Annotated in this window: 26 protein-coding genes; 13 read left to right on the top strand and 13 right to left on the bottom strand. The window is 56.4% G+C overall.

The window, feature by feature from the left end:
• Positions 1–26: 26 nt before the first annotated feature.
• Both ASE07_RS23185 and ASE07_RS23190 read left to right on the top strand, forming a co-directional pair.
• Positions 27–482, top strand: a complete 456-nt coding sequence (locus ASE07_RS23185; protein WP_057293190.1) for a MaoC family dehydratase — start codon at positions 27–29, stop codon at positions 480–482.
• Between the two features lie 80 nt (positions 483–562).
• On the top strand, positions 563–1,018 hold the full coding sequence (locus tag ASE07_RS23190) for a MaoC family dehydratase (RefSeq protein WP_057293191.1): 456 nt from the start codon (positions 563–565) through the stop codon (positions 1,016–1,018).
• A gap of 86 nt (positions 1,019–1,104) precedes the next feature.
• Here ASE07_RS23190 and ASE07_RS23195 read toward each other — a convergent pair whose 3' ends face one another.
• The 5 genes from ASE07_RS23195 to ASE07_RS23215 form a co-directional block, all read right to left on the bottom strand.
• On the bottom strand, positions 1,105–1,797 hold the full coding sequence (locus ASE07_RS23195; RefSeq protein WP_057293192.1) for a glutathione binding-like protein: 693 nt from the start codon (positions 1,795–1,797) through the stop codon (positions 1,105–1,107).
• A 98-nt stretch (positions 1,798–1,895) separates the two neighbouring features.
• On the bottom strand, positions 1,896–3,158 hold the full coding sequence (locus tag ASE07_RS23200) for an acyl-CoA dehydrogenase family protein (RefSeq protein ID WP_057293193.1): 1,263 nt from the start codon (positions 3,156–3,158) through the stop codon (positions 1,896–1,898).
• 68 nt (positions 3,159–3,226) lie between these two features.
• Positions 3,227–4,291, bottom strand: coding sequence for a phosphotransferase family protein (locus ASE07_RS23205; protein ID WP_057293194.1), 1,065 nt, complete (start codon positions 4,289–4,291; stop codon positions 3,227–3,229).
• Between the two features lie 141 nt (positions 4,292–4,432).
• A complete protein-coding gene (locus ASE07_RS23210) occupies positions 4,433–5,137 on the bottom strand; it encodes a histidine phosphatase family protein (protein WP_057293195.1) in 705 nt (234 codons plus the stop codon).
• Positions 5,134–5,913: an oxepin-CoA hydrolase, alternative type gene (locus tag ASE07_RS23215; protein WP_057293196.1), complete on the bottom strand. Its 780-nt coding sequence runs from the start codon at positions 5,911–5,913 to the stop codon at positions 5,134–5,136. Before ASE07_RS23215 ends, ASE07_RS23210 begins: the two co-directional genes overlap by 4 nt.
• Before the next feature lie 234 nt (positions 5,914–6,147).
• Between ASE07_RS23215 and ASE07_RS23220 the strand changes: the two genes are divergently transcribed.
• Positions 6,148–6,795, top strand: coding sequence for a glutathione S-transferase (locus tag ASE07_RS23220; protein WP_057293197.1), 648 nt, complete (start codon positions 6,148–6,150; stop codon positions 6,793–6,795).
• A 162-nt stretch (positions 6,796–6,957) separates the two neighbouring features.
• Here ASE07_RS23220 and ASE07_RS23225 read toward each other — a convergent pair whose 3' ends face one another.
• Together ASE07_RS23225 and ASE07_RS23230 are read right to left on the bottom strand one after the other, a co-directional pair.
• On the bottom strand, positions 6,958–8,154 hold the full coding sequence (locus tag ASE07_RS23225; RefSeq protein WP_235548598.1) for a pyridoxal phosphate-dependent aminotransferase: 1,197 nt from the start codon (positions 8,152–8,154) through the stop codon (positions 6,958–6,960).
• A gap of 48 nt (positions 8,155–8,202) precedes the next feature.
• Positions 8,203–8,676: a putative toxin-antitoxin system toxin component, PIN family gene (locus ASE07_RS23230; RefSeq protein ID WP_057293199.1), complete on the bottom strand. Its 474-nt coding sequence runs from the start codon at positions 8,674–8,676 to the stop codon at positions 8,203–8,205.
• Between the two features lie 47 nt (positions 8,677–8,723).
• Here ASE07_RS23230 and yaaA point away from each other — a divergent pair, with 47 nt between their 5' ends.
• Positions 8,724–9,500: a peroxide stress protein YaaA gene (gene yaaA / locus ASE07_RS23235; RefSeq protein ID WP_057293200.1), complete on the top strand. Its 777-nt coding sequence runs from the start codon at positions 8,724–8,726 to the stop codon at positions 9,498–9,500.
• A 113-nt stretch (positions 9,501–9,613) separates the two neighbouring features.
• On the opposite strand, the gene ASE07_RS23240 is transcribed toward yaaA, so the two are convergent.
• Positions 9,614–10,411, bottom strand: a complete 798-nt coding sequence (locus ASE07_RS23240; protein WP_057293201.1) for an outer membrane protein assembly factor BamD — start codon at positions 10,409–10,411, stop codon at positions 9,614–9,616.
• Positions 10,412–10,496: 85 nt separating this feature from the next.
• Here ASE07_RS23240 and ASE07_RS23245 point away from each other — a divergent pair, with 85 nt between their 5' ends.
• Both ASE07_RS23245 and pgeF read left to right on the top strand, forming a co-directional pair.
• The gene (locus ASE07_RS23245) at positions 10,497–11,498 is read left to right on the top strand and encodes an RluA family pseudouridine synthase (RefSeq protein WP_156396931.1); all 1,002 of its coding nucleotides are present in this window, start codon (positions 10,497–10,499) and stop codon (positions 11,496–11,498) included.
• A 9-nt stretch (positions 11,499–11,507) separates the two neighbouring features.
• Positions 11,508–12,269 carry a peptidoglycan editing factor PgeF gene (gene pgeF, locus ASE07_RS23250; RefSeq protein ID WP_057293202.1) on the top strand — a complete coding sequence of 254 codons (762 nt, stop codon included), beginning with the start codon at positions 11,508–11,510 and terminating at the stop codon, positions 12,267–12,269.
• Between the two features lie 77 nt (positions 12,270–12,346).
• Here pgeF and ASE07_RS23255 read toward each other — a convergent pair whose 3' ends face one another.
• Positions 12,347–12,586, bottom strand: coding sequence for a hypothetical protein (locus ASE07_RS23255; protein WP_057293203.1), 240 nt, complete (start codon positions 12,584–12,586; stop codon positions 12,347–12,349).
• Between the two features lie 56 nt (positions 12,587–12,642).
• Here ASE07_RS23255 and phaC point away from each other — a divergent pair, with 56 nt between their 5' ends.
• The 5 genes from phaC (at position 12,643) to ASE07_RS23280 (ending at position 18,543) form a co-directional block, all read left to right on the top strand.
• Positions 12,643–14,364 (top strand): class I poly(R)-hydroxyalkanoic acid synthase, encoded by a 1,722-nt coding sequence (phaC, locus tag ASE07_RS23260; RefSeq protein ID WP_235548583.1) that lies wholly within the window; start codon positions 12,643–12,645, stop codon positions 14,362–14,364.
• 281 nt (positions 14,365–14,645) lie between these two features.
• Positions 14,646–15,203, top strand: a complete 558-nt coding sequence (gene phaR / locus ASE07_RS23265) for a polyhydroxyalkanoate synthesis repressor PhaR (protein ID WP_057293204.1) — start codon at positions 14,646–14,648, stop codon at positions 15,201–15,203.
• A gap of 283 nt (positions 15,204–15,486) precedes the next feature.
• On the top strand, positions 15,487–16,845 hold the full coding sequence (rimO, locus tag ASE07_RS23270) for a 30S ribosomal protein S12 methylthiotransferase RimO (RefSeq protein WP_057293205.1): 1,359 nt from the start codon (positions 15,487–15,489) through the stop codon (positions 16,843–16,845).
• 8 nt (positions 16,846–16,853) lie between these two features.
• Positions 16,854–17,330: a hypothetical protein gene (locus ASE07_RS23275; RefSeq protein ID WP_082584440.1), complete on the top strand. Its 477-nt coding sequence runs from the start codon at positions 16,854–16,856 to the stop codon at positions 17,328–17,330.
• Positions 17,331–17,358: 28 nt separating this feature from the next.
• The gene (locus ASE07_RS23280) at positions 17,359–18,543 is read left to right on the top strand and encodes a cystathionine beta-lyase (protein ID WP_057293207.1); all 1,185 of its coding nucleotides are present in this window, start codon (positions 17,359–17,361) and stop codon (positions 18,541–18,543) included.
• A gap of 195 nt (positions 18,544–18,738) precedes the next feature.
• On the opposite strand, the gene ASE07_RS23285 is transcribed toward ASE07_RS23280, so the two are convergent.
• The 3 genes from ASE07_RS23285 to mfd are packed head-to-tail and all read right to left on the bottom strand — an operon-like array spanning position 18,739 to position 23,480.
• On the bottom strand, positions 18,739–19,101 hold the full coding sequence (locus ASE07_RS23285) for a DUF4870 family protein (RefSeq protein WP_057293208.1): 363 nt from the start codon (positions 19,099–19,101) through the stop codon (positions 18,739–18,741).
• 57 nt (positions 19,102–19,158) lie between these two features.
• Entirely contained in the window at positions 19,159–20,001 is an 843-nt protein-coding gene (gene serB, locus ASE07_RS23290; RefSeq protein ID WP_057293209.1) for a phosphoserine phosphatase SerB, read from the bottom strand.
• 35 nt (positions 20,002–20,036) lie between these two features.
• Positions 20,037–23,480 (bottom strand): transcription-repair coupling factor, encoded by a 3,444-nt coding sequence (mfd, locus tag ASE07_RS23295; protein ID WP_057293210.1) that lies wholly within the window; start codon positions 23,478–23,480, stop codon positions 20,037–20,039.
• A 222-nt stretch (positions 23,481–23,702) separates the two neighbouring features.
• Here mfd and ispD point away from each other — a divergent pair, with 222 nt between their 5' ends.
• Both ispD and ispF read left to right on the top strand, forming a co-directional pair.
• Positions 23,703–24,401 carry a 2-C-methyl-D-erythritol 4-phosphate cytidylyltransferase gene (gene ispD / locus ASE07_RS23300; RefSeq protein ID WP_057293211.1) on the top strand — a complete coding sequence of 233 codons (699 nt, stop codon included), beginning with the start codon at positions 23,703–23,705 and terminating at the stop codon, positions 24,399–24,401.
• A complete protein-coding gene (gene ispF, locus ASE07_RS23305) occupies positions 24,398–24,898 on the top strand; it encodes a 2-C-methyl-D-erythritol 2,4-cyclodiphosphate synthase (protein ID WP_057293212.1) in 501 nt (166 codons plus the stop codon). The genes ispD and ispF overlap by 4 nt, the downstream gene beginning before the upstream one ends.
• A gap of 154 nt (positions 24,899–25,052) precedes the next feature.
• Here ispF and ASE07_RS23310 read toward each other — a convergent pair whose 3' ends face one another.
• Positions 25,053–25,253: a hypothetical protein gene (locus tag ASE07_RS23310; RefSeq protein ID WP_057293213.1), complete on the bottom strand. Its 201-nt coding sequence runs from the start codon at positions 25,251–25,253 to the stop codon at positions 25,053–25,055.
• Positions 25,254–25,279 lie beyond the last annotated feature (26 nt).

The raw sequence follows: 25,279 nt of genomic DNA on the forward strand, positions 1-25,279 counted from the left end.
AAGACAGCAAAAGGAGCGGGATCGAAATGGCGCAATACAAATGGTATTTTGAAGATTTTCATGAAGGCCAGACTATCGATGTTGGAACGCGAACGGTCACCGAAGAAGAAATCCTCGACTTTGCGACCAAGTTCGATCCTCAGCCCTTTCATGTGAACAAGGAAGCTGCCGAGAAATCAATCTACGGAAGCATCATTGCGAGCGGCTGGCATACCTGCAGCATGATGATGCGGATGATGGTCGATGGATTCCTGCGCGACGTAGCCAGCATGGGTTCGCCAGGTGTCGATGAAGTCCGCTGGATCAAGCCAGTCCGCCCCGGCGACACCCTGAAAGTCTCTACGACCGTGCTGGAAGTTCGTCCTTCGACCAGCAAGCCTGACCGCGGCATCGTCAGGACCGAGTGGCATGCCGTTAACCAGCATGGCGAACTGGTTGTGACAGTCAAGGGCATGGGGATGTACGGACGTCGTCCGCAATAAGGCAGCAATATGTCCGCTGTGCCTGTGCATGGCACAGACCAGTCTTTACCCCGGTCACCAAATACAATAACGGAGAGAGCATGCGTGAAATTGCATCGGTAGAAGAATTGAAGAGCCTGCTCGGACAGGAAGTCGCCGTCACGAAATGGTTCGATGTTTCACAGGAACGCATCAAGAAATTTGCCGAAGCCACGGGCGATTATCAGTGGATCCACCTCGATGAAGAACGTTGCCGCAAGGAGTCTCCTTACGGTACCACGATCGCACACGGCTTCCTCACATTATCCTTGTTGCCGATGATCGTAGAGAGCGCCATCTCTTTCCCGGCCGGGAAAATGGGTGTCAACTACGGCCTGAACAAGGTCCGGTTCCCGGCACCAGTGCCGAGCGGCAGCCGCGTACGTGGACGCATCGTGCTCAAGGAAGTTGAAGAATTTGAAGGTGGCGTGCAGAACATCTGGACCGTGACCATCGAACGCGAAGGTGGGGACAAGCCGGTCTGCATCGCAGAGTCGATTTCTCGCCGTTACTGGTAGTTTTTACCCATCCCGAAAGACGATGCGCGCGGTGGCCGTAACCGGCGACCGCGCGCAATGTCGCTTGTTATCTGTTCCCGGTTCGCCTAGCGCTTCTGATACTGGGTCGATCCGAACAGCATTTCCCTGGACTTATCGTCCGCCAGCGGCTTGCGCAGATTCGCAAGCACTTCCACACCGCGCTGGACCGCCGGACGCTCGCTGATTTCATCGAACCAGCGCTTTGCATTCGGATAGTCGTCCCAGTCGATTCCCTGGTTTTTCCATGAGCGCAGCCACGGGAAAGTCGCGATGTCCGCGATGGTGTACTCGTCCCCCGCCAGATATCCTTCCTTTGCGACCTGTTTGTCGATGACACCGTAAAGCCGCCTCGCCTCATTGGTGTAGCGGTTCACCGCATACTCGATCTGTTCAGGGGCGTAAATGCGGAAGTGATGCGCTTGTCCGAGCATGGGACCGACGCCGCCCATCTGGAACATTAGCCATTGCAGGGTCGTGAATTTCTCGCGATCGGTATTGCCGAGAAACTTTCCAACCTTGCTGGCAAGGTAAACCAGGATCGCTCCCGATTCGAACAGAGACATGGGCTTTCCGTCCGGGCCGTCGGCGTCGACGATGGCGGGAATCTTGTTGTTCGGCGAGATGGCGAGGAATTCAGGCTTGAACTGGTCGCCTTCGCCGATATTGATGTGGTGAACACGGTAGGGGAGGCCGCATTCTTCCAGCATGATGTGGACTTTGTGGCCGTTAGGCGTGGCTGTCGAGTAGACGTCGATCATTTATGCTCCTGCAGATTGTTATTGGACTGTCAAACGCTGCTTGATTATGCAGCGAAATGACAGTCCTTGCAGGGCAGCGCGGTATAGCTGAAAACCGCTTACGAACGTGTGATCGGCAGTTCGAGATCGCGGGAAGGAACCGCCATGTGCTTGGCCAGTTCCAGCTTGGCGATGGAGTTGCGGTGTACTTCATCCGGACCGTCCGCGATACGCAGCGTACGGTTGCCTGCCCACTGACCGGCCAGCGGGAAGTCGTCGCACACGCCGCCTGCGCCGTGCGCCTGGATTGCCCAGTCGAGCACTTGCTGCGTGACGTTTGGTGCGAGCACCTTGATCATCGCGATCTCGGCCTTCGCATGCTTGTTGCCTACCGTATCCATCATGTAAGCAGCCTTGAGCGTCAGCAGACGCGCCGTGTCGATCATGATGCGCGATTCGGCAATGCGCTCATGCCAGATGCTTTGCTCCGACACCTTGCGGCCGAAAGCAACGCGGTCATTCAGTCGCTTGCACATGTATTCCAGTGCGCGTTCGGCGACGCCAATGGCGCGCATGCAGTGGTGGATACGGCCTGGGCCGAGACGGCCCTGTGCGATCTCGAAACCACGGCCTTCGCCCAGCAGGATGTTGGACGCGGGAACACGGACGTTTTCAAACAGGATTTCGCAGTGACCGTGCGGTGCATCGTCATAGCCGAAAACCGGCAGGGGACGCTTGATGGTGACACCCTTGGCATCACGCGGCACCAGGATCATCGACTGCTGGGAGTGACGCGGGGCGTCGGGATCGGTCTTGCCCATCAGGATGAAGATCTTGCAGCGCGGATCGCCGGCACCCGAGATCCACCACTTGTGGCCGTTGATCACATACTCGTCGCCGTCGCGCTCGATGCGCGTCGCGATATTGGTCGCGTCGGAGGAAGCGACCGCCGGCTCGGTCATCGCGAAGGCCGAGCGGATCTCGCCGCGCAGCAATGGCTCGAGCCATTGCTTCTTGTGCTCTTCGCTGCCGTAGCGCTCGATCGTTTCCATGTTGCCGGTATCCGGCGCGGCGCAATTGAACACCTCCGGCGCCCAGGACACGCGGCCCATGATTTCGCACAGCGGGGCATAGTCGAGGTTCGACAGGCCTTCCGGTGCGCGGGTGGACTTGGGCAGGAACAGATTCCATAGACCGGCTGCGCGCGCTTTGGGCTTGAGGTCCTCGATCAGCTGGGTGGGAATCCAGCGATTGCCTTTTTCACGGCCGTTACGGTCGACTTCTTCATCAAAAGCTTTTTCGTTCGGATAGATATGTTCATCCATGAACTTCAACAGCTTTTCCTGCAGTTGCTTGCAACGATCTGAATACTCGAATTCCATCATGTCTCCTCGGGTTAGTCCCTATGTTTACACTCTTACACTCGTTGTTGTCGCTGGTCTCGTTGAAATCAGTTGTGCTGGCCGGACGCATAGGCCCAGCCCATTTCCGCCATCGGACGCGCCGATTTACCGGACTTCAATGCCTGTTCGCTGGAGGCGGTGCCGTCCACGTAGCGTTTCATGATGCCTTGCAGAATGCCGGCCATACGGAACATGTTATACGCCAGGTAGAAATTGAAATCTTCCTTGCGGATCGTCTTGCCGGTGCGTTCGCAATACCTGGCGATGTATTCTTCCTCGATGGGAATGCCGAGCGCCTTGTGATCCAGGCCGCCAATACCGCGGAACTGGCCTTGCGGGATATGCCAGCTCATGCAGTGGTAGGAAAAATCTGCCAGCGGATGGCCCAAAGTCGACAGTTCCCAGTCCAGCACAGCCAGTACGCGCGGCTCGGTCGGATGGAAAATCATGTTGTCGAGACGGTAGTCGCCATGCACGATGCTGGTGTCGTCACCTGGCGGAATATTGTTGGGCAGCCACTCGATCAGCTTGTCCATCGCCTCGATTTTTTCGGTCTCGGACGCTTTGTACTGCTTGGTCCAGCGATCGATCTGACGGACGAAATAATTACCCGGTTTGCCATAGTCGGCAAGGCCGATGGCCGCGTAATCAACGGTATGCAATTGCGAGATGACGCGGTTCATTTCGTCGTAGATCGCTGCGCGCTCATCGTTGCTCATGCCCGGCAGTGACTGGTCCCAGAGCACACGGCCATCCACGAAATCCATGATGTAGAAGGCGCGGCCGATGACGGACTCGTCGAGACACAGGGCATACTGCTTCGCGGCGGGGAAGCCAGCCTTGTTCAGTGCATTCATCACGCGGAATTCGCGGTCGATGGCATGGGCTGAAGCGAGAAGTTTGGCCGCAGGGCCGGGTTTGGTGCGCAGGACATAGCGTTTGCCGCCGGCGGTCAGCTTGAAGGTCGGATTGGACTGGCCGCCATTAAATTGCTCAACCGTCAGGTCACCGGAAAAGCCTTCCACGTTCTGGCGCATGTATTCCTGCATGGCCCCGACATCGAACTTCTGACGTTCCGATACTGGCCGTGTGCCCATGAACTCTTCAAACATCTTGTCTCCTTTGCGAACTGCTGGAAAGTGTTATCGCCACATTCTACCGCTAAAAGCGTACGATCGTACTATTCTATTTTCAAATTTCAAATGGCCCGGAAGTCTTTCGATACGCCTTTCCAGTGCACCAGCTTAGCTGCTTTAGCTGCCACGTGATTTCAGGTATTGCTCCAGCAACACCTCCATGGTGGTATGCCTGGATTCACCCTGCAACGTAGAGATCGGCGAATAGTTCACCACGCGTACCACCCAGTCAGCATGGTTCTCTCCGACGTCAATCGCATTGATGCAACCGGCGGTTTGTGCGAGATTTCCAAGGAAAATGCGTTGATTGGTGAGGGCATATGAAAGAATCGCGCGATTGACGCCGCCGTGCAATACCAGCAGCACGGTGTCCCAGGACTTGTCTTCGCGCAGGCGGTCGATACAGGGATGTACCCGATCCATGAGTTCTCCGACCGACTCGCCGCCAAGGAATTGCCGGTCTTCCGGAACCACGCCATCGAAGGCGCCAACGAACGCTTCCTTCAGACTTTCATCGGGGATCGCGGAGAGCTTCCCGCCGCGCAGTTCCACCAGTTCGGGCCAGCGTTCGAGTTCAATTTGTTGCCCAGTTTCGGCAAGCACACGCGTGGCCGTCTCGACGGTACGCGGCAGGCCGGAGATGATCACGCGATCAAAGCGTAAGCCTTCCTGCGCAAATACTTTGCCCGCCGCACTGGCTTGTGCACGACCGAGTTCATTGAGGGGCACCATCTCGGGAAGGAAGGGTTTTCCCTGGTCGTCGAAGTAGGTCACGCTACCATGGCGCATCAGGTAGATGCGACGTCGCTGTTGTGCTGTCATTTGTAATGCGGCTTTCTTTTTTCGAGAAACGCGGTGATGCCTTCCAGGCCATCCCGATGATGCAGGCTTTCCACGAAGTTGCGTTTTTCAGATTCAAAATGCTGGCCCAGCGAATTACGCTGTGCCTCGTTTGTCAGGGACTTGATTCGCTCGACAGAGTTCGGCGAAAGCTGGGCCAGCTGATCGGCCCAGCCGAGCGCGGCGTCGAGCACGCTCCCATCGGGAACGACACGATTAACGATACCGACCTGATGCAACCGTTCGGCACTGATCGGTTTGCCTTCAATCAGTATCTCGGTCGCAAGCTGTCGTGGCAGTGCCTGGGACAGGAACCAGCTGGCGCCGCCATCCGGAGTCAGGCCGACCTTTACATAGGCCATCACGAATTTGGCGGAGGCGCCGGCGACGATCATGTCGCAAGCCAGTGCCAGCGAAAAGCCGGCTCCTGCCGCGGTGTTTTCGACAGCTGCGATGACCGGCTTGGGGCAATCCCGGATGGCTTCGATCCAGCCATGCAGGTTATCGATGGACTCGGCCTGAACCGCCTTGTCCCTGCTGCGGTTTTCGAGCAGTCGATTGAGGTTCCCGCCCGCACAAAAAATATCGTCGGCGCCGGTGAGTACCACTGCGCGGATCGAATCATCGCGCTCTGCAGTCGACAGCGTTTCAATCGCTGCTGCATACATGTCGGGATGCAAGGCATTTCTTGCGCCGGGGTTGGAAATTGTCAGGATGAGTGTGGCGTCTTGGCGAGAGGCTTGGAGTTCGGCGGACATGTCAGGATGGTTGTTTAACGGAATCAAAGCCCGCTGCGTCGCCGGGCGAGTTTGGATGAGTCTGGATAGATCTGGTTATATCGGGTGATATCTGTTTATCGGGATTGCTGTCTCTATTATTGCCGAAATGGGTCGGGTCGGTCATCCGATACCGGAATCCGGGCCGGGTGAAGACAGATACGTGGGACTGCGGTAAGCTTTCCACTCCAAAACATCCAGACATCAGGAGACAGCGTGTTGAAATTATGCGGCTTTGCAATGAGCAACTACTACAACAAAGTCAAATTTGCCTTGCTTGAAAAGGGCGTGGACTTCGAAGAAGAACTGGTGTGGACCGATCGCTCCCCGGAACTGCTGGCTCGCTCGCCACTGGGCAAAGTGCCATTCTTCGAAACCGATCATGGACATTTGTGCGAGTCGCAGGTCATGATGGACTATATCGAACAAGTTTATCCGCAGAAGCCGCTGATTCCGGCGGATCCTTATCAGGCGGCGAAGGTACGTGAACTCATCACCTTCATGGAATTGCACCTCGAGCTGGTGGCCCGTGAACTGTATCCGGAGGCTTTTTTCGGCGGCAAGGTCTCCGATGAGATCAAGGAACGCACGCTCAAGCTCCTCAAACGCAATGTGAAAGGATTTGCGAAGCTGGCGAAGTTTTCACCTTATGTCGCGGGGTCGGAATTCACCATGGCGGATTGCGCGGGGATGGTGCACCTGCCCCTGGTAAGTATGGCATCGAAGACCATTTATGGCGAAGATGTGCTGGCCGATCTGCCGACACGCGATTACGTCAAGATGCTTGGAGAACGCCCAGCCGCGCAACGCGTCAATGCAGACCGCAAGGCGAACGTGGAGATGATGAAGAACATCAGCAAGTAATCGACATGTAATGCATGAGGTCGTCGGCGCGGAATTCGGATTAGGTCGTTCCGCGTCGCAGGGACGCCCGTAGGCGTGAACGCGGACCCAGTTGCCTGAGACCGTTCCACAGATCGACACGATTGGATGTCAGGAGATATTTTTAATCAGCTTTGGCGTTTTTCACAGGCTGGCAAGCTTTTCGAGCGCTGTTCGCAGGGTTTCGTCTTTTTTCGCAAAACAGAAGCGGACGATGCCGGAATCCTTCGGCTGGTTGTAAAAAGCCGAAACCGGAATGGCGGCAACGCCGATGTCACTGGTCAGCCATTTTGCAAACTCAACCTCGGGCAAGTCGGAAATGGCCGAATAGTCGACGCACTGGAAGTAGGTCCCGTCGGAAGGAAGCAGCTTGAATCGCGAAGACTGCAATCCATCACGAAACAGGTCCCGTTTGCGCTGGTAAAACGCGGGCAGATCCAGATAGGCGTTTTGGTTGGCCATATAGCGGGCGATGCCATGCTGGACTGGCGTGTTGACGGTGAACACGTTGAACTGATGGACCTTGCGAAACTCGGCGGAAAGTGCGGCCGGGGCGGCCACATAACCGATTTTCCATCCGGTGACGTGGTAGGTCTTTCCAAAACTGGAGATCACAAACGACCGTGCGGCCAGATCGGGATAACGGCAGACCGACTCATGACGCGCGCCGTCGTACACCATGTGTTCGTAGACCTCATCCGACACGATGAGGATACGGGTATCACGCACGATATCGGCGAGTGCGCGCATGTCTGATTCGCGCATCACCGAGCCAGTCGGATTATGCGGGGAATTGATCATCAGCAGCCGGGTACGTGGCGTAATGGCAGCAGCAACTTTTTGCCATGGAATGGCGTATCCCTCAGCGCTAACCTCCATCTGCACAAAGACAGGTGTGCCGCCGGCCAGTTCAATGGCGGGCACATAACTGTCGTAGACCGGTTCAATGATCAGCACTTCATCACCGGGATGGACCGTGCACAGGATGGACGTGAGCAGCGCCTGGGTTGCGCCGGCGGTAATCGTGATTTCGGTCGCCGGATTGTAGCGATGTCCATAGATGGTGGCGATCTTTGCGGCGATCGCTTCACGCAGGGCTGGGACGCCAGTCATCGGCGGATATTGGTTGAATCCGCTCTTCATCGCCTCCGTCACCGCGTCGACGAGCGCCGGATCGCAGTCGAAATCCGGGAAACCCTGACCAAGATTGACAGCTCCTTTTTCAGCGGCCAATGCGGACATGACGGTAAAAATAGTCGTTCCGACATTCGGCAGCCGGGACTGCAGCGACAACAGTTGGACGTTGGAAGCGTCGGGAGCAAGTGATACGGAAGTGGGCATATTCATGATAAGGACGGTAAAGACACAGCGGAATGCAAAAATAATATTTTAACCATGCGCAGTAAGTGTTGTCTGGGCAGAACTCCAGGACGCTATCCATTTTTCCGGCGCCATGATCTGAAACATGCCCGCCCTGGCCGTGCGTTTGGCCAGTTTGAGCAACGCTTTGTCCTTGGTGATCAGGATGGCCGCGGAGGAATCTCGTGCCAGTTCGAGGAATTTCTGGTCGTCGCGATCGGTACAGACCGGTAGGCGTACGTCGCTGCGTCCCGGCATGTCGTTCGGCAGAAGGCAGGAAATCAGGCTGTCAAAAGCAGAGATCGCGCCGGGACGGGATTGCTCGTCCAGCGGCAAATGGGGATATTCCAGAACCATGAGCCATTCGGTCCGGCAATCGTCACGGGTAACCGCTTCCAGCTCACCGCTGCGCAGCGCATCCAGGAGCGTGATCCACCTGGGGTCGCGAAAGACAAACAGGTCGAGGCAGACGTTTGTGTCGATGACGATGCGTTTCTGTATCATTGCCGCAATTCTTTTCCTTGAAACACTACTGAAGTGCTGATTTTTCAATGCTGATTGTTATTTCGCCCGCCAAGACGCTGGACTACGAGACCCCGCCGACGACAGAACTTCATTCAACGCCCGATTTCATTTCGCATTCGGCCGAGCTGATCGAGGCCTTGCGGACGCTGTCGCCTGCGCAGCTATCATCGCTGATGGACATCTCCGATGCGCTGGCAGTGCTGAATGTTACCCGGTATGCCTCCTGGTCGCGCAAATTCACCCGCAAAAATGCGAAACAGGCGGTGCTGGCGTTTAACGGCGACGTGTACGAAGGACTCGATGCGCCTTCGCTTACTGTGAAGCAGCTGGATTATGTGCAAGCGCATGTGCGCATACTGTCGGGCTTGTATGGCGTACTCCGGCCGCTGGACCTCATGCAGCCTTACCGGCTTGAAATGGGAACAAGCCTTGCCAATGCGCGTGGCCGTAACCTTTATGCTTTCTGGGGCAATCTTGTCACTGAAGCCTTGAACGCCCAGATTGCCGGCCACCGTGCAAAGGTACTCGTCAACCTCGCATCAGAAGAATATTTCAAGGTAGTGAAACCCAAGTTGCTTGATGCAGAGATTATTACGCCGGTGTTCGAGGACTGGAAAAACGGCAAATATAAGGTTATTTCCTTCTTTGCGAAGCGGGCGCGCGGATTGATGGCGCGCTATGCGGCAGTAAAAAATGTGACGCAGCCCGAAAAACTGAAGGCATTCAATGTCGATGGTTATGCTTTCGATGCATCAGTTTCAACTGCGCGGAACTGGGTGTTTCGGCGACGCATGGAAGCCTGATCCTGCAAAATGGGGGCTAACCCTGGATGTGCCCACGCAATTCTTGCTGACAAAAAAATAACCCCGCACAGCGGGGTTATTTGTTTGTATTGCGGGTATGGCAAACGTCTGTATTACCAGATCTGCCACCAGGGCTTGTCGCTTGTTGGACCACCGCTGAAGTAGACGCTGTTCGGAAAGTTTGTCCTGAGTACCCGGTCGGCGTCGTCACGCAACTGCGGCAAATCCATCGCGTCATAGGATTTGACCATTACGTACAAAGCTTCTTCAACTGCTGGCGCATCACGGTATTCGGTTACCGCGACCTGCGCGCGGTTTGCAGCTGCCAGATATGCGCCACGGCGATAGTAATATTTGGCAACATGCACTTCATACTGCGCCATCGCATTGACCAGATACTTCAGGCGTGAAATCGCATCCTTGGCGTAGATGCTGTTCGGGAAACGTTCCGCCAGCTGCTTGAACGAATCGAATGCATCGCGCGCCGCCTTCGGATCGCGTTCGCTTGGATCCTGCTTGGACAAAAAGTCGAGAAAACCAACGCGGTCGTTGAAGTTGATCAGCCCACGCAGGTAATACATATAATCGACGTTGGGATGATTCGGATGCAGCTTGATAAAGCGGTCGACTGCCGCCAGCGCTTCCGGTTGTTCACCCTGGCGGTAGTGCGCATAGGCGATTTCCATTTGGGCCTGCTGGGCATAGGTTCCGAACGGGTAACGCGATTCCAGCTTTTCGAAGTGCTGGATCGCCTTTTCATAATTACCGCTGCTGAGTTCGTCCCGGGCCTCCGAGTATAATCTCGACGCTGACCAATTCTTTGTTTCGTCCACCTTGTCCGGCAACAGGCCGCAGCCTGACAGGGATAGCGCAAGAGCGATAGCGGCGATTTTCAACAATCTTTTATACATAACGTTTGCAGGAGCACGGCTGGACAAGGCCACGATTATAGCCGATGGCGACTCCTTCAAGCGATACTCACAGAAACCTCTGATTTTGACCTCAAACCTGACCGAAAATGAACTGTATGACGGCGATGATGAAGAGGGCGCCACGCCCGACGTCGCGCCCATCGAATTAAAGCTGACCCCGGAATTTTGCGGCGTACGCCTGGACAAGGCCCTGTCGCAACTGGTGCCAGAGTATTCCCGCAGCCGTCTGCAACAATGGATGGACGGCGGCTTCGTCACGGTGGATGGTCAACCCGCAAAGGGCAAGACGCTGGCGCTGGGCGACGAAACCATCGTGGTTCATCCGCAGGCAGCGCCCGAAGATACGGCATTCACGCCCGAAGCCATGCCGCTCTCCATCCTGCATGAGGATGCCGAACTGATGATCATCGATAAGCCGGCCGGACTGGTGGTGCATCCCGCTGCAGGTAACTGGTCCGGCACTTTGCTCAATGGCTTGCTGCATCATTTTCCGGCAATTTCGGGCGTTCCTCGTGCTGGCATCGTGCATCGGCTCGACAAGGAAACCAGTGGACTGATGGTGGTCGCCAAAACCCTGCAGTCACAAACCGACCTTGTAAGGCAACTGCAGGCACGCACTGTCAAGCGCGAATACCTGGCGCTGGTCTGGGGTTCGCCGCAAATCAGCGGAAAAATCGATGCGGCCATTGGGCGCCATCCGCGTGATCGAATCAAGATGGCGGTCACTGACAATGCCAGCGCCAAGCCGGCGGTCACCCATTACCAGCGGATCGCGACCGGCACACTGGATGGCCGTCCGGTCAGTCTGTTGCGTTGCCAGCTCGAAACCGGCCGGACCCACCAGATCCGGGTCCATATGCAATCGATCGGCTTTACGCTGGTTGGCGATCCCCTGTACGGGAAACCGCATCTGGCACCGATATTCCCACGCCAGGCGCTGCATGCCTACCGACTTGGGCTGATCCATCCGGCGACCGGCAAGGATTGTGAATGGCAGTCCGTTTTGCCTGAGGATTTCGCCAGCCTTCTCATGCGCGCCGGAATCGACAGCTCTATTGTCGGATAAAGGATTTCCATGGCCTCGCCCGAACCCATCCGTCCGCAATGGAACGCCCCTGCATCCGTCGGCTCGCTGTCCACGACCCGTTGCGGCGGAGTCAGCACGGTACCGTATGACGATGGCAAGGCTGGGGGAGGGCTTAATCTTGGCACTCACGTCGGCGACCGGCCGAAGGCGGTCGATCGCAACCGGGCATTGCTGAGAACATTTTTGCCATCGGACCCAGCATGGCTGTCTCAGGTTCATGGCACGACAGTCGTCGATGCCGCAAGCCTTCATGGGGTCGTACCGAATGCGGATGCCTGCATTTCCAGCACACCCGGGGTAGTCTGCGTCATTCAGACAGCGGATTGTTTACCGGTGCTCTTGTGCGACCTGGATGGACGCGTGGTGGGTGCTGCCCATGCAGGTTGGCGCGGGTTGGCGAATGGGATACTTGAAAAGACGGTTGCCCGTATGGGCGATGCAGGGGCGGGATCGCTGATGGCCTGGCTGGGACCGGCCATCGGGCCCAATGCATTCGAGGTGGGACAGGATGTGTTTGATGCATTCGTCGTTCCCGACCCGGAAACGACCGCGGCATTCAGAGCCATTGAAGGCAGGGCCGGTAAATATCTCGCAGATATCTATGCGCTGGCTCGCCGGCGCCTTGCCAACGCGGGAGTGAGCGAGGTTTTCGGTGGCGATTTGTGTACCGTCAGTGACCCGGCCCGGTTTTATTCTTATCGCCGGGATGGTGTTACGGGCAGGATGGTCTCTCTGATCTGGCTTAAATAAAGGTTCAGCGCAATGCAAACGCTGACGATGCCCTGAATCAACTTAAATCAAACCTTGTTAATCAAGCAGGCCGTTAATCAAGTCTTTTCATCCATCTGCGGTGGAATGCACGCCTGGACCTTCATTTCTTCTTCCCGTAGCAATTTTTCATCTGCCGCACGCTTGCGCTTGCGCCGTGGGGCGTCCATCAAGTATAAAATGATTAACAAGGGCAGAACGCCATAGAGCAGGAAGGTCATCACACCGGCGACGACCGAATGTTCGGTGATGGACATCATCAGAACAACATAAATCCATGCGATGGCGACGATATACATAGCAGTTCAAGGCATTCAATCAAACCGTAACCTTACGCGAAAAAAGAGATGCAGACATGAATAATATGTTCCCGCCTCAGATGGACCCGCAGGCATGGATGGCCCAGTTTTCCGATCCCAATGCCTGGAAAGCCTGGACACAAGCCGCGCCGCTCGATACCAAGCCGATTACCGCAACAGTAAAGGAATTCGGCGCGACCATCGACCCGTCAACGCTGTCCAGGCTGCAAAGCGATTACATGCAGCAGATGACTTCACTCTGGCAGGAAATGCTGAACGCAAAGGCACCGGCAATCGGAGACAGGCGTTTCACTTCGCCCGAGTGGCATTCCAACCCGATGTTCGCCTTCAATGCGGCAGCCTACCTCTTGAACGCACGGTTCTTGATGGCACTTGCGGACTCCGTCGAAGCGGCGCCCCGCGCAAAGCAGAAGATTCGTTTCGCAGTGCAACAAATGGTCGATGCGATGTCGCCGGCGAACTTCCTGGTGACCAATCCGGAAGCACAGCAGAAAATCATCGAGACAAAAGGGCAAAGCCTTACCAAAGGGATTGCCCATATGCTCGAAGACATGCAGAAGGGGCGTATCTCGCAGACTGACGAATCCGCATTCGAGGTCGGCCGAAACGTGGCCACGAGCGAAGGCGCAGTCGTCTTCGAAAATGAATTTTTCCAGCTGATCCAGTACAAGCCGCTGACAAAATCGGTGTACGAGCGCCCATTACTGCTGGTGCCGCCTTGCATCAACAAATACTACATCCTTGATCTGCAGCCTGAAAACTCACTGGTCCGCTACGCTGTCGAGCAAGGCCATACCGTGTTCCTGGTTTCGTGGGTCAACCCGGACAAATCTCTGGCACAGGCAACCTGGGATGACTACATCTTGCAGGGTGTCGTCAAAGCCATCAACGTCGTGCAGGAAATCTCCGGTCAGGATCAGATCAATGCACTGGGTTTCTGCGTCGGCGGCACATTGCTCTCGACAGCGCTGTCACTGCTGTTTGCGCGCGGTGAAAAGCCGGTTGCCAGCCTTACCTTGCTGACTACGTTCCTCGACTTTTCCGATACCGGTGTGATCGAGGTCTTTGTGGACGAGGCGCAGGTGGCGATGCGCGAGCAGGCGATCGGACATGGTGGCCTGATGCCGGGGCGTGACTTCGCGTCTGCGTTTTCCAGCCTGCGTCCGAACGACCTGGTCTGGAATTACGTGAAGGCCAATTACCTGAAGGGTGAAGAACCACCGCCATTCGATCTGCTTTACTGGAATGCCGATAGCACGAACTTGCCTGGTCCGATGTTTTGCTGGTACCTGCGCAATATGTACCTCGAAAACAATTTGCGGGTACCGGGAAAGACACAGGTCGCTGGCGAGCCGATCGACCTTGCGAAGATCGATGCGCCTACCTTTATTTACGGTTCGCGCGAAGACCATATCGTGCCGTGGACATCGGCCTACGAATCGACCAAGCTGCTGAACCCCAAAAAACGCGACCGCAATCGCTTTGTGCTCGGCGCGTCCGGGCATATCGCGGGCGTCATCAATCCACCGGCGAAAAAGAAGCGCAGTCATTGGATCAGCGATGTGAATGCGGATTCTGCGGATGAATGGATGGCGGCCGCCAAGGAGCAGCCAGGCAGCTGGTGGCCGGAATGGGCGGAATTCCTGAAACAGTACGGGGGCAAGCAGGTTCCTGCCCCGAAGAAATACGGTAATACAAAATATACGCAGATCGAGCCTGCGCCAGGCCGTTATGTAAAGGTAAAAGCCGACCATTGAGCGACTGGACAGGGCCGGCCGTGGCCCGTCCTTCCGGCAATTTCAGGTAGTTGGCACAACATACAGGATGCGGCAAACTGTTAAGTAAAGGAAACTCTATCAAGCAATGCCATCAGGCAGGATTTTTCGCAAACGCATTGCAATAACCGGGTAACCTCTTGACAATAGTTGCGTAAATCTTTGTTTTTTCGCACTATAATAAAAGTAAGCAGAGCGAACGGTTGTTCGCTTTTCAGATAAAACGGCATCGACGCGTTGCGACGCAATAACTGGAATTTTCGATGAATAGTGCAAAAAAGCTTTCCGAGCGCTTGATCAAGAAGTATCCGAACCGCCGTCTGTATGACACACAAACCAGTTCCTACATCACGCTCGCTGATGTAAAGCAATTAGTCCTCGACAACGAAGAATTCACCGTCGTCGATGCCAAGACCGAAGAAGACCTGACCCGCGCGATTCTTTTGCAGATCATTCTGGAAGAAGAGGCCAACGGCACACCAATGTTTTCCAGCGGCGCACTGTCGCAAATCATTCGCTACTATGGCCATGCCATGCAGGGAATGATGGGCTCTTATCTGGAAAAGAACATCCAGGCCTTTATCGACATTCAGAACAAGCTGGCCGAAAGCTCCAAGGGTTTCTATGAAGGCAAGCCTTTCAGCCAGGAAATGTGGACTCAGTTCATGAATGTTCAGGGCCCCATGATGCAAGGAATGATGAGCAACTACATCGAACAGAGCAAGAACCTGTTCATGCAGATGCAGGACCAGATGCAAAGCCAGACAAAGAACATGTTCGGGACTTTCCCGTTCCCGCCGCCGGACAATACAAAGAAGTAATACCAATCCCAAGCTATAACGTGACAAATAGGAGGAGTCAATAGCGAGCTATTGACGACGAGTGCAACGCAGGCAGGCGGAAAAAGACGCGATCTCATGGTGCGTTATGGGTTGGGATTGGTATAAGACCGGAAACAGAGCCGATAACGCTGCCAGAATTGCCATGGAAATGGATAGGACCGCAGCGTTGATGGAAGAGCAAGGGTTGCGGAGATTTGCGTGAATGGGAAACCATCCCTGACGGGGTACAATAGCGGATTACGCTTTTGTGCCCTTTTCCTTCATGTCCAACGCTTCCTCCTCCCCTAAAGTCGGCTTTGTATCGCTCGGTTGTCCCAAGGCGCTCGTCGACTCCGAACAAATCCTCACCCAGCTGCGCGCCGAAGGTTATGACACCGCCAAGTCTTACGATGGCGCTGACCTCGTCATCGTCAACACCTGCGGGTTCATCGACGCCGCGGTGCAGGAATCGCTGGACGCCATCGGCGAAGCGCTCAACGAAAACGGTAAGGTCATCGTGACCGGTTGCCTTGGCGCGAAGAAGGATGCCGCCGGCAACGACATTATTCAGAGTGTGCACCCCAAGGTGCTCGAAGTCACCGGCCCGCATGCTGTCGGCGAGGTGATGGCTGCCGTGCACAAACATCTTCCCAAGCCGCATGATCCCTTCACCTCCCTGGTCCCGGCACAAGGCGTCAAACTGACGCCGAAACATTACGCTTACCTCAAGATTTCCGAAGGCTGCAACCATCGCTGCAGCTTCTGCATCATCCCGTCGATGCGTGGTGACCTGGTGTCGCGCCCGATTGCCGACGTGATGCTCGAAGCGGAGAACCTGTTCAAGGCCGGCGTAAAGGAATTGCTGGTCATCTCGCAGGACACCAGCGCCTATGGCGTCGACGTCAAGTTCCGCACCGGTTTCTGGAACGGCAAACCCGTACGTACCCATATGACACAACTGGTGGGCGCGCTTGGCGAGCTGGCCGCGCAATACGGCGCATGGGTCCGCCTGCACTACGTCTATCCCTATCCGCACGTCGATGATGTCATCCCGATGATGGCTGAAGGTCGCGTGCTGCCCTACCTGGACGTGCCGCTGCAACATGCGCATCCGGATGTGCTCAAGCGCATGAAGCGCCCGGCAAATGGCGAAAAGAACCTTGATCGCATTCAGGCATGGCGCAAGATGTGCCCGGAACTGACGATACGCTCCACGTTCATTGCCGGTTTCCCTGGCGAGACGGAAGAAGAATTTCAGTACCTGCTCGACTTCCTGAAGGAAGCCGAGATCGACAGACTCGGGTGTTTCGCCTATTCACCGGTAGAAGGCGCTACGGCAAATGAGCTTGCCAATCCCGTTCCCGAAGAAGTCCGGGAAGAACGCCGTGCCCGCGTCATGGAACTGCAGGAAGGTATTTCCAAAAAACGCCTGCAATCGAAGGTTGGCACCACCGTGCGCGTGCTGCTCGATGAAGTGGGCCCGAACGGCGGCGTCGGCCGGACGGTTGCCGATGCCCCGGAAATCGACGGCGTGGTCTACGTGAAGCCCCCCTACGAGCCACATCTCAAACTGAAAGTCGGCGAATTTGTCGACGTGCGCGTCACTGCCGCCGATGCGCACGACCTGTGGGCGGAGGCCTGATGATCAGGATGTTCGTCAAGCCGCTGCTGGCGGCTGCCATTGTGATGTCCGCGCCATTTGCTCATGCCGCCGAAGGTCAGGCTCAGGCCGTACCGGCAACAACGCTGAACGGCAAAGCCGCCTTCGTCAAACCCGTTACACTGCGCGGCAAGCTGGGTGACGGGGATATTCAAGTCAGCCTGCGCACCAAGGAGCAGATGGAGGACGGCGTGGAAGGAGAGTACTTCTACTTCGGACGCTCGCAGAACATTCTCCTGGCCGGCGAAATCGACGGTGAATATCTGTTCATGGAAGAATCCGAAAACGGCACGGATGTATCCGGCCAGTGGGACGGTAAACTCGCGGACAATACCATCAGCGGCGAGTGGCAGTCGGCGGACGGCAAGATCAAGAAGCCGTTCACTCTGCGCGTGGTGCGTACTGAAGAAAAGGCGAAGCAAAAATCTGCCTCAAACGGAAAAACTGCGATGCCGTCCCGACAATAACCAATAAGCCATCCAGCGGAGAATACGCGTGACTGACCGGAAATCGATACAGACTTCACTCATTCATTCCGACTATGTGGCGCCCTCGGGCTTTGGGGCATTCCCGACCGCGATTCATCATGCATCGACAGTCCTCTTCAAGGACGTCGCGGCAATGCGTTCGCGCAACTGGCAGGAAAAGAATGCCTATACCTATGGCCTGCACGGCACGCCCACCACTTTCACACTTGAGGGCCGTCTCGCCGAAATCGAGGGCGGCAACCATTGTCTGCTCGCACCGAGTGGGTTGGCCGCAATCGCCATGGTGGACTTTGCCTTGCTCAAGACCGGTGACGATGTTCTGCTTCCCGACAACGTCTACAATCCGAACCGCGAACTTGGTCGCTGGCTGACGCGCGACTACGGCATCACCGCCCGTTACTACGATCCCTTGATTGGCGCCGGCATCGCCGAGCTGATTCAGCCGAACACCCGCCTGATATGGACCGAGGCTCCCGGTTCGGTATCCATGGAAGTACCCGACATTCCGGCGATGACAAAAATAGTCCGCGAGAAAAGAGCCGCTGGTCAGGATATCCATGTCGCCATCGATAATACCTGGTCTGCCGGACTGGCTTTCCGTGCCTTCGATCACGGCGTCGACATCGTGATGCATGCCTTGACCAAATATCAATCAGGCGGCTCCGATGTGCTGATGGGCGCGGTCATCACGCAGGACAAGGAATTGATCCACCGGATTGAAATGGCCCATATGCGCCTTGGATTCGGTGTCAGTGCCGACGATACCTATCTGGTGCTACGCGGATTGCCGACCATGAAACTCCGCTTCGAAGCGCACGATGCCGGTGCACGCAAGGTGGCGGCTTGGCTGAAAGCCAGGCCTGAAATCAGCCGTGTACTGCATCCGGCTTTCGAAGATTGTCCGGGGCACCTCAACTGGAAGCGCGACTTTACCGGCGCAGGAGGATTATTTTCGGTCGTCTTCAATGAGCGCTACAGCGAGGCCCAGACTGATCGCTTCGTCGACAGCCTCAAGCTCTTCAAGATCGGTTTCAGCTGGGGCGGGGCGAACAGCCTGTGTATTCCATACCGTATTCAGAACATGCGTAGCAATTGGCAGGGAAGCGGGCAACTGGTCCGTTTCAATATCGGACTTGAAGAGCCAGGCGATCTTATTGCGGACATCGAACAGGCGTTCAGCGCACTCGGATAGGCGCCAAATAAAGTCCATATGGACAGGGACACAGCCGGCCCTGTCCACTTAGAGCGGATTTCATCGTGTGTAGCGTTGCTTGTCGCTTGTGTGGCCCGCCACACGGCACTTCGCGCGCCTTGTCCTGCACGCCAGGTCGACCCGATTCTCCGTACACCACGATGAAATCCACTCAGGTTTAGCGGGTCAACCCGTTTAAATTGGCATGGCCTTGTTATCGTTCAGATCGATAATGCCCTTGATCAGACGATAAGCTTTCCATACCCAGGCACCTGTCCATACCAGCCAGGCGATGGGGATGCCGATGACGGTAAGAAATAGCACGCCGCCAACGAGCATCCAGAACAAATACCACCAGAAAGACCGGATCTGCCAGCGATGATGGCTTTCGACGAAGGTACCCCTTGCGTCATCTTTCTTGACGTAATTGATGATCAGGGGAATCCAGGAAAATGCGCCAAGTGAGAAGGCAAAGCTGACGCCGTGAATGATATATAGCCACCATGCCAGGCTTTTGTTGGACTGCAGTTTGCTGTCGAAAACGAGTTCTTGGGCCATTTGGTTTCCTTGATGAATGAGTACGGGGCGCGATATCGGCTGCCATACCCAAAAAGATCATTCAAACAAAGATAAGATTCCGTCGAGTCCAACAAAATTCAAGGCCACATCTGCTTGCGCGCGTACAACGGGTTTGGCGCGGAACGCGACCGACATGCCGGCAATACCCATCATTTTCAGATCATTGGCACCGTCACCCATCACAATGGCCTGACGCGGAGAACAACCAATTTCCTGGCACACACGTTCCACCGTACGTTGTTTCTCATCGGCGTCGACAATGCCGCCCACGACACGGCCAGTCAGTTTACCGTCGGCAATTTCCAGTGTATTGGAATGGGTAACATCCAGTCCAAGGCGGGTTTTCATGCGGTCGGTAAAGAAGGTAAATCCGCCGGATACTAGCAAGGTTTTCAAACCCGCAGCCTTTACTGCGGCAAGCATGCGTTCCGCACCGGGGGAAAGCTTCAGCCTCTCATCATAGACACGCTGCAAAGCGCTGGCATCCAGTCCCTTGAGTAGAGCGACTCGGCGGGTCAGGCTCTCGCGAAATTCGATTTCGCCACGCATCGCCGCCTCTGTGATCTCGGCAACCTGCGGTTTCAAGCCTTGCATGTCAGCGATCTCGTCAATGCATTCTATCGTGATCACGGTGGAATCCATGTCCATCGCAACCAACCGGAAATCGCTTAGCTTTCGACCTGGTTCGGTGAACGCATAATCAAGCTGAGCGGCGAAACAGGCGCTATCCACCTCGGCCTTCAGTGATTCGGAAAACTGCACCTCTTCGCAGCGGAAGACATTGTCATGCAAGACCGTGATGTGCTTGCCGTTGACGAGCCGGGCAATACGCTCGATGGTGGAATGGTCGACCGAGAGGCCCTGGAGAATAAGATTCATCGAAAGAGTTTAAAAGTTAACATTCATACGATCGCTTAACCGATCAGCGACCGTATCGTGGCCTTGACCTGCGTCACCCGCGCCGCAAGATCCGGCATGTTGGCGGTGATGCGCAGCTTGTCCTGGCCATTCAGCTTGACCTGCCGGTTCTTCTGTACCAGCTCGATGATGCGCATTGCTTCAATTGGTGGATTAGGGCAGAACTGGAGCACCGCTGATTCGGCATGGGCATCGATTTTAACAATACCTGCCGGAATGGCGGCGATCCGCAGCCGGTGGGTTTCGATCAGCGCCTTGGCCGGCTCCGGCATCTTGCCGAAACGGTCGATCAGTTCCTCCTGCAAATCGTCGATTGCGTTCTGCGTTTCGCAGTTGGCGAGCCGCTTGTACAGCGACAGCCGCTCATGCACATCGCCGCAATAGTCCTGTGGGAGCAGGGCAGGTACGTGCAGGTTGATTTCCGTTGTGGTGGACAAGGGCGCGGCCAGATCCGGCTCCTTGCCATTCTTGAGCGAGCGCACCGCCTCGTTGAGCATGTCCGAGTAAAGCTGAAAACCAATCTCCTGCATTTCACCGGACTGGTTTTCACCGAGGACTTCGCCCGCGCCACGGATTTCCAGGTCGTGCATTGCCAGGTAAAAGCCGCTACCCAGTTCTTCCATCTGCTGGATGGCTTCCAGGCGGCGCTGCGCCTGCTTGCTCAGTCCCTGCACATCGTGCACCAGCAGGTAAGCATAGGCCTGATGGTGCGAACGACCGACGCGACCGCGCAGCTGGTGCAGCTGCGCCAGGCCGAACTTGTCGGCCCGGTGCATGATGATGGTATTCGCCGTCGGCACGTCGATACCGGTTTCGATAATGGTCGTGCACAGCAGGATGTTGAAACGCTGCGCAACGAAATCCCGCATGACCTTCTCAAGGTCGCGCTCGTGCATCTGCCCGTGTGCGACCGCGACCCGCGCTTCCGGTAGCAGGCCTTCCAGCATCGCCTTGCGATTAAGGATGGTCTCGACTTCATTGTGCAGGAAGTACACTTGTCCCCCGCGCTTAAGCTCGCGCAGGCAGGCTTCGCGCACTACCGAATCGTCTTCTCGGCGAACAAAGGTCTTGATCGCCAGGCGCTTTTGCGGCGCGGTTGCAATCACCGAAAAATCCCGCAAGCCTTCAAGCGCCATCCCGAGTGTCCGGGGAATCGGTGTCGCAGTCAGCGTCAGTACATCGACTTCCGCACGCAGTGCCTTGAGCGCTTCCTTCTGACGCACACCGAAGCGGTGTTCCTCGTCAATGATCACGAGGCCCAGGCGCGAAAATTTCACATCGTTGGAAAGCAGTTTGTGCGTGCCGATCACGACGTCTACAGTGCCGTCGGCCATACCTTTGATCGCCTGAGTGACTTCCTTGCCGGTGCGGAAACGCGACAATTCTGCAATCTTGACGGGCCAATCTGCAAAACGGTCAGCGAAGGTTTGCGCATGTTGCTCCGCCAGCAGTGTGGTGGGGGCAAGAATGGCAACCTGCTTGCCACCCATGACGGCGACGAACGCCGCACGTAGCGCCACCTCGGTCTTGCCAAAGCCAACATCGCCGCAGATCAGCCGGTCCATCGGTTTGCCGCTGGTCATATCCTTGATCACGGCATTGATGGCGGCACCCTGGTCCGGCGTTTCTTCAAATCCGAAGCTTTCGGCGAAAGTTTCGTAGTCGCGCGCCGAATACTGGAAGGCGTGGCCCTGGCGCGCAGCCCGGCGGGCATACAGGTTGAGCAGTTCGGCCGCTGTATCACGTATCTGCTGGGCGGCTTTCTTTTTTGCCTTTTCCCACTGACCCGAACCGAGCGTATGCAAGGGCGCTTCGTCGGGCGATGCGCCGGAATACCTGGAAATCACATGCAATTGCGAAACCGGCACGTACAGCTTGGTTTCCTTCGCATATTCCAGATGCAGGAATTCCGCTTCGCCTTCGCCAAGGTCCATGCTGATCAGGCCCATGTACCGGCCGATACCATGATTGACGTGCACTACCGGATCACCGACCTTGAGCTCGGACAGGTCGCGCACCATATACTCGACCTGGGTCACTGCTTCCTGTTTGCGGCGACCGGCCCGTCGTCCCGATCCTGCATACAACTCGGTTTCGGTAATGAAGGCAATGCCGCCCAGGTCCTGGCTCAGTTCGAAGCCAGCCTGCAAGGGCGCCACGGCGAGCACGAGCTTTGCCGATGAAGTCGCAAAATCGGCATGGCTTTCGCACGGTGCCAGCGGCAGGTTGAACTCGTCAAAATATTGCTGCAGCGTCTCGCGGCGGCCGTTGGAATCGGCGCAGATCATGACGCGCCTGTCGGTCTGCAGAAGGTAGGAACGCAGGTTGACCAGCGGGTCATCGACACGGCGGTTCACCGCGATGTTGGGGATCGGGGCCGACAACGCCGACGCGACGTCGCCAACCTGGATTACCCAGCGACCGTAGGGTTTGGCGAGGACGAAAAAGTCCTCGTCCGTCAGGAACAGACGCTCCGGTGGCAGCAGTGGACGTTCCCGGTCGGCTTTCAGGAATTTATAGCGTGACTGCGTATCGCCCCAGAAGCGTCTGATGGACGCCTCGATGTCGCCGACCAGTGCGAAGGTCGTGTCATCCGGCACGTACTGGAAAAGCGTTGCCGTCTCGTCAAAGAAAAGCGGGAGATAGTATTCAATGCCGGCCGACGCAATGCCGTTGCCGATATCCTTGTAGATCGATGATTTCGACGGATCGCCTTCAAATTCCTCGCGCCAGCGGCTGCGAAAGGCAGTACGCGCGGCCTCATCCATGGGAAATTCGCGTCCAGGCAGCAGGCGAACTTCATGTACAGGATACAGCGAGCGCTGGGTATCGGCATCGAAAGTACGAATGGTTTCAATCGTGTCGCCAAACAGGTCCAGGCGGTATGGCAGCGCCGAGCCCATCGGGAACAGGTCGATCAGGCCGCCACGCACCGAATATTCGCCAGGCGACATGACCTGCGTCACATGCGTGTAGCCAGCCAGCGTCAGCTGCGATTTCAGTTTTGCTTCGTCGAGCGTTTCACCCTTCTTGAAGAAAAACGTGTACGCCGCGAGGAAGGACGGCGGCGCCATGCGCAGCAGTGCCGTCGTGGCCGGCACGATCAAAACATCGCACTGTCCACTGCTGATTTCATGGAGCGTTGCCAGTCTTTCCGACACCAGGTCCTGGTGCGGCGAAAAAGCATCGTAGGGCAGGGTTTCCCAGTCGGGCAAGAGATGGCAGCGCAAACCGGAATCCTGGCCGCCAAACCAGGAAATTTCGGCTAGCAGCCGCTGGGCATCGGTTGCATTGGCGACAATGACTGCCAGCATGCGCTGTTGCGACTTCAGTTCAAGGGCGGCCTGGGCAAGGGCGAAGGCATCCGCCGAACCGTGTACGGGCGGAAGTGCGAAGCGGCTACCGGGCTTGGGAAGGGATTTTTTTAGATCGAACGACATCAACGGACGACATCTGGAATGTCAGAGAGGCCGTAGCATGCGCCTTGTCAGGCAATGCAGCACGCTGCGACTGTGAGAAAATATAACGGGATTATAAACCAAGCCCTTTGCCATAGCCGAACGGCTGCCTATAGCTTGAGAAAATACAGGCATTTCCGGACACAATCGACGTTAACACGCATTAAAACTTTTACTGGACTTCGCATTTACTCGCCTTACCAGATGATTCCACCACGTCACTTTGCTCTTATTCCCGCTGCCGGCGTTGGTGCACGCATGGGGGCAGACCATCCAAAACAATACCTGCCGCTCGCCGGCAAGGCCATGTTGCTGCATGCGCTGGAAACCTTTGCGCTGCATCCGCTGGTAGAACACAGCTTTGTGGTCGTCAGCGCCGAGGACGGTTATATCGATGACGTGCTCGGCGCCCAAACGCATTTGCAGGACAAAGTCACCGTATTGCGCCACGGCGGACAAACCCGGCATGCGTCCGTGCTTAACGGTCTGAGGGTAATCGGTAATCAGCTTACCGACAGTGACTGGGTGCTGGTGCATGACGCGGCCCGTCCAGGGCTGACCGGGGAGTTGATTGACCGGCTTGTTCATACTCTGGAGGATGATGCGATTGGCGGCTTGCTCGCCTTGCCGATAGTCGACACGTTGAAGCGTAGTGATGCCCAGTCGCGTGTGCAGGAGACGGTATCGCGTGAAAATCTGTGGGCGGCACAAACACCGCAAATGTTTCGTTATGGCTTGCTGAAGCATGCTCTGGAATCGGCAACGCACGTGACCGATGAAGCAAGCGCCATCGAAGCGCTTGGCCATCACCCGAAGCTGGTTGAAGGCAGCCCTCGCAATTTCAAGGTCACCTTGCCGCATGACGTGGCACTGGCCGAACTGCATTTGAAAGGAAATTCATGAGTCTTCTTCCGTTCCGCATCGGCCAGGGCTATGACTGCCACGCGCTGGTCCCGGGCCGCAAGCTGATCATTGGCGGAGTGACGATTTCGCATGTTACCGGCTTGCTGGGACATTCGGACGCCGATGTACTGTTGCATGCAGTGACGGACGCGATTCTCGGTGCGGCAGGGCTGGGCGATATCGGGCGGCACTTCCCGGACACCGACGCGCAGTTCTCGGGTGCAGACTCACGGGTGCTGCTGCGCGAGGCGTGCAGGCGTGTTAACGAGTCGGGTTATCGGATCGGCAACGTGGACGCGACCATCATCGCCCAGGCACCCAAAATGGCACCGCACATCCCACAGATGGTGGCACACGTGGCTGAAGAACTCGGCGTGACGACGGCGCAAGTCAACATCAAGGCCAAAACCAATGAAAAGCTCGGGTATCTCGGCCGGGAAGAAGGCATTGCCGCAGAAGCGATCGCATTGCTATACCACGAGAACCAAAACCCATAGTCGCGTTGACACATGACACATGGCGCCGGACCAAGCCCGTGGGATGACGCTACGCGTGTGATTACGCCGGTCCAGCCTCACTTGCCGAATGGCGGCATGAAACATGAACCAGTATGCGAAGCATTGCCGAAAACCGAGGCAGTTTACGTGACGATCAGCCTCCGCCGATGCCCTGCGTAATGCGGCCGGTTCCTTCGCAAATCGGACACGCAGCCCCATCCCTTATCTTTCCGGTGCCGCTGCAATTTGGGCATAAATCCTCACCCGTGCCCGGTGTGCCGGCCACGGCCTCGTCGCCCGGTTTGAGATGGGCGTCCGACTTGCCGGGGGTGCCCGATGATGGCGTGACGCTCATGAAGCCTCCTGATATTCGTGGTGAAT

Source organism: Noviherbaspirillum sp. Root189, assembly GCF_001428545.1.
Classification (GTDB): Bacteria; Pseudomonadota; Gammaproteobacteria; order Burkholderiales; family Burkholderiaceae_D; genus Noviherbaspirillum.

Excerpts from the sequence above, each read along its gene's own strand:
- phaR (WP_057293204.1), top strand. The coding sequence starts at position 14,646 with ATGAATAGTGCAAAAAAGCTTTCCGAGCGCTTGATCAAGAAGTATCCG.
- serB (WP_057293209.1), bottom strand. The coding sequence starts at position 20,001 with ATGAATCTTATTCTCCAGGGCCTCTCGGTCGACCATTCCACCATCGAG.
- ASE07_RS23225 (WP_235548598.1), bottom strand. The coding sequence starts at position 8,154 with ATGCCCACTTCCGTATCACTTGCTCCCGACGCTTCCAACGTCCAACTG.
- ASE07_RS23215 (WP_057293196.1), bottom strand. The coding sequence starts at position 5,913 with ATGTCCGCCGAACTCCAAGCCTCTCGCCAAGACGCCACACTCATCCTG.
- mfd (WP_057293210.1), bottom strand. The coding sequence starts at position 23,480 with ATGTCGTTCGATCTAAAAAAATCCCTTCCCAAGCCCGGTAGCCGCTTC.
- phaC (WP_235548583.1), top strand. The coding sequence starts at position 12,643 with ATGAATAATATGTTCCCGCCTCAGATGGACCCGCAGGCATGGATGGCC.
- ASE07_RS23310 (WP_057293213.1), bottom strand. The coding sequence starts at position 25,253 with ATGAGCGTCACGCCATCATCGGGCACCCCCGGCAAGTCGGACGCCCAT.
- pgeF (WP_057293202.1), top strand. The coding sequence starts at position 11,508 with ATGGCCTCGCCCGAACCCATCCGTCCGCAATGGAACGCCCCTGCATCC.
- ASE07_RS23190 (WP_057293191.1), top strand. The coding sequence starts at position 563 with ATGCGTGAAATTGCATCGGTAGAAGAATTGAAGAGCCTGCTCGGACAG.
- ispF (WP_057293212.1), top strand. The coding sequence starts at position 24,398 with ATGAGTCTTCTTCCGTTCCGCATCGGCCAGGGCTATGACTGCCACGCG.
- ASE07_RS23195 (WP_057293192.1), bottom strand. The coding sequence starts at position 1,797 with ATGATCGACGTCTACTCGACAGCCACGCCTAACGGCCACAAAGTCCAC.
- ASE07_RS23205 (WP_057293194.1), bottom strand. The coding sequence starts at position 4,291 with ATGTTTGAAGAGTTCATGGGCACACGGCCAGTATCGGAACGTCAGAAG.
- ASE07_RS23240 (WP_057293201.1), bottom strand. The coding sequence starts at position 10,411 with ATGTATAAAAGATTGTTGAAAATCGCCGCTATCGCTCTTGCGCTATCC.
- ASE07_RS23255 (WP_057293203.1), bottom strand. The coding sequence starts at position 12,586 with ATGTATATCGTCGCCATCGCATGGATTTATGTTGTTCTGATGATGTCC.
- rimO (WP_057293205.1), top strand. The coding sequence starts at position 15,487 with ATGTCCAACGCTTCCTCCTCCCCTAAAGTCGGCTTTGTATCGCTCGGT.
- ASE07_RS23210 (WP_057293195.1), bottom strand. The coding sequence starts at position 5,137 with ATGACAGCACAACAGCGACGTCGCATCTACCTGATGCGCCATGGTAGC.
- ASE07_RS23230 (WP_057293199.1), bottom strand. The coding sequence starts at position 8,676 with ATGATACAGAAACGCATCGTCATCGACACAAACGTCTGCCTCGACCTG.
- ASE07_RS23185 (WP_057293190.1), top strand. The coding sequence starts at position 27 with ATGGCGCAATACAAATGGTATTTTGAAGATTTTCATGAAGGCCAGACT.
- ASE07_RS23275 (WP_082584440.1), top strand. The coding sequence starts at position 16,854 with ATGTTCGTCAAGCCGCTGCTGGCGGCTGCCATTGTGATGTCCGCGCCA.
- ASE07_RS23200 (WP_057293193.1), bottom strand. The coding sequence starts at position 3,158 with ATGGAATTCGAGTATTCAGATCGTTGCAAGCAACTGCAGGAAAAGCTG.
- yaaA (WP_057293200.1), top strand. The coding sequence starts at position 8,724 with ATGCTGATTGTTATTTCGCCCGCCAAGACGCTGGACTACGAGACCCCG.
- ispD (WP_057293211.1), top strand. The coding sequence starts at position 23,703 with ATGATTCCACCACGTCACTTTGCTCTTATTCCCGCTGCCGGCGTTGGT.
- ASE07_RS23285 (WP_057293208.1), bottom strand. The coding sequence starts at position 19,101 with ATGGCCCAAGAACTCGTTTTCGACAGCAAACTGCAGTCCAACAAAAGC.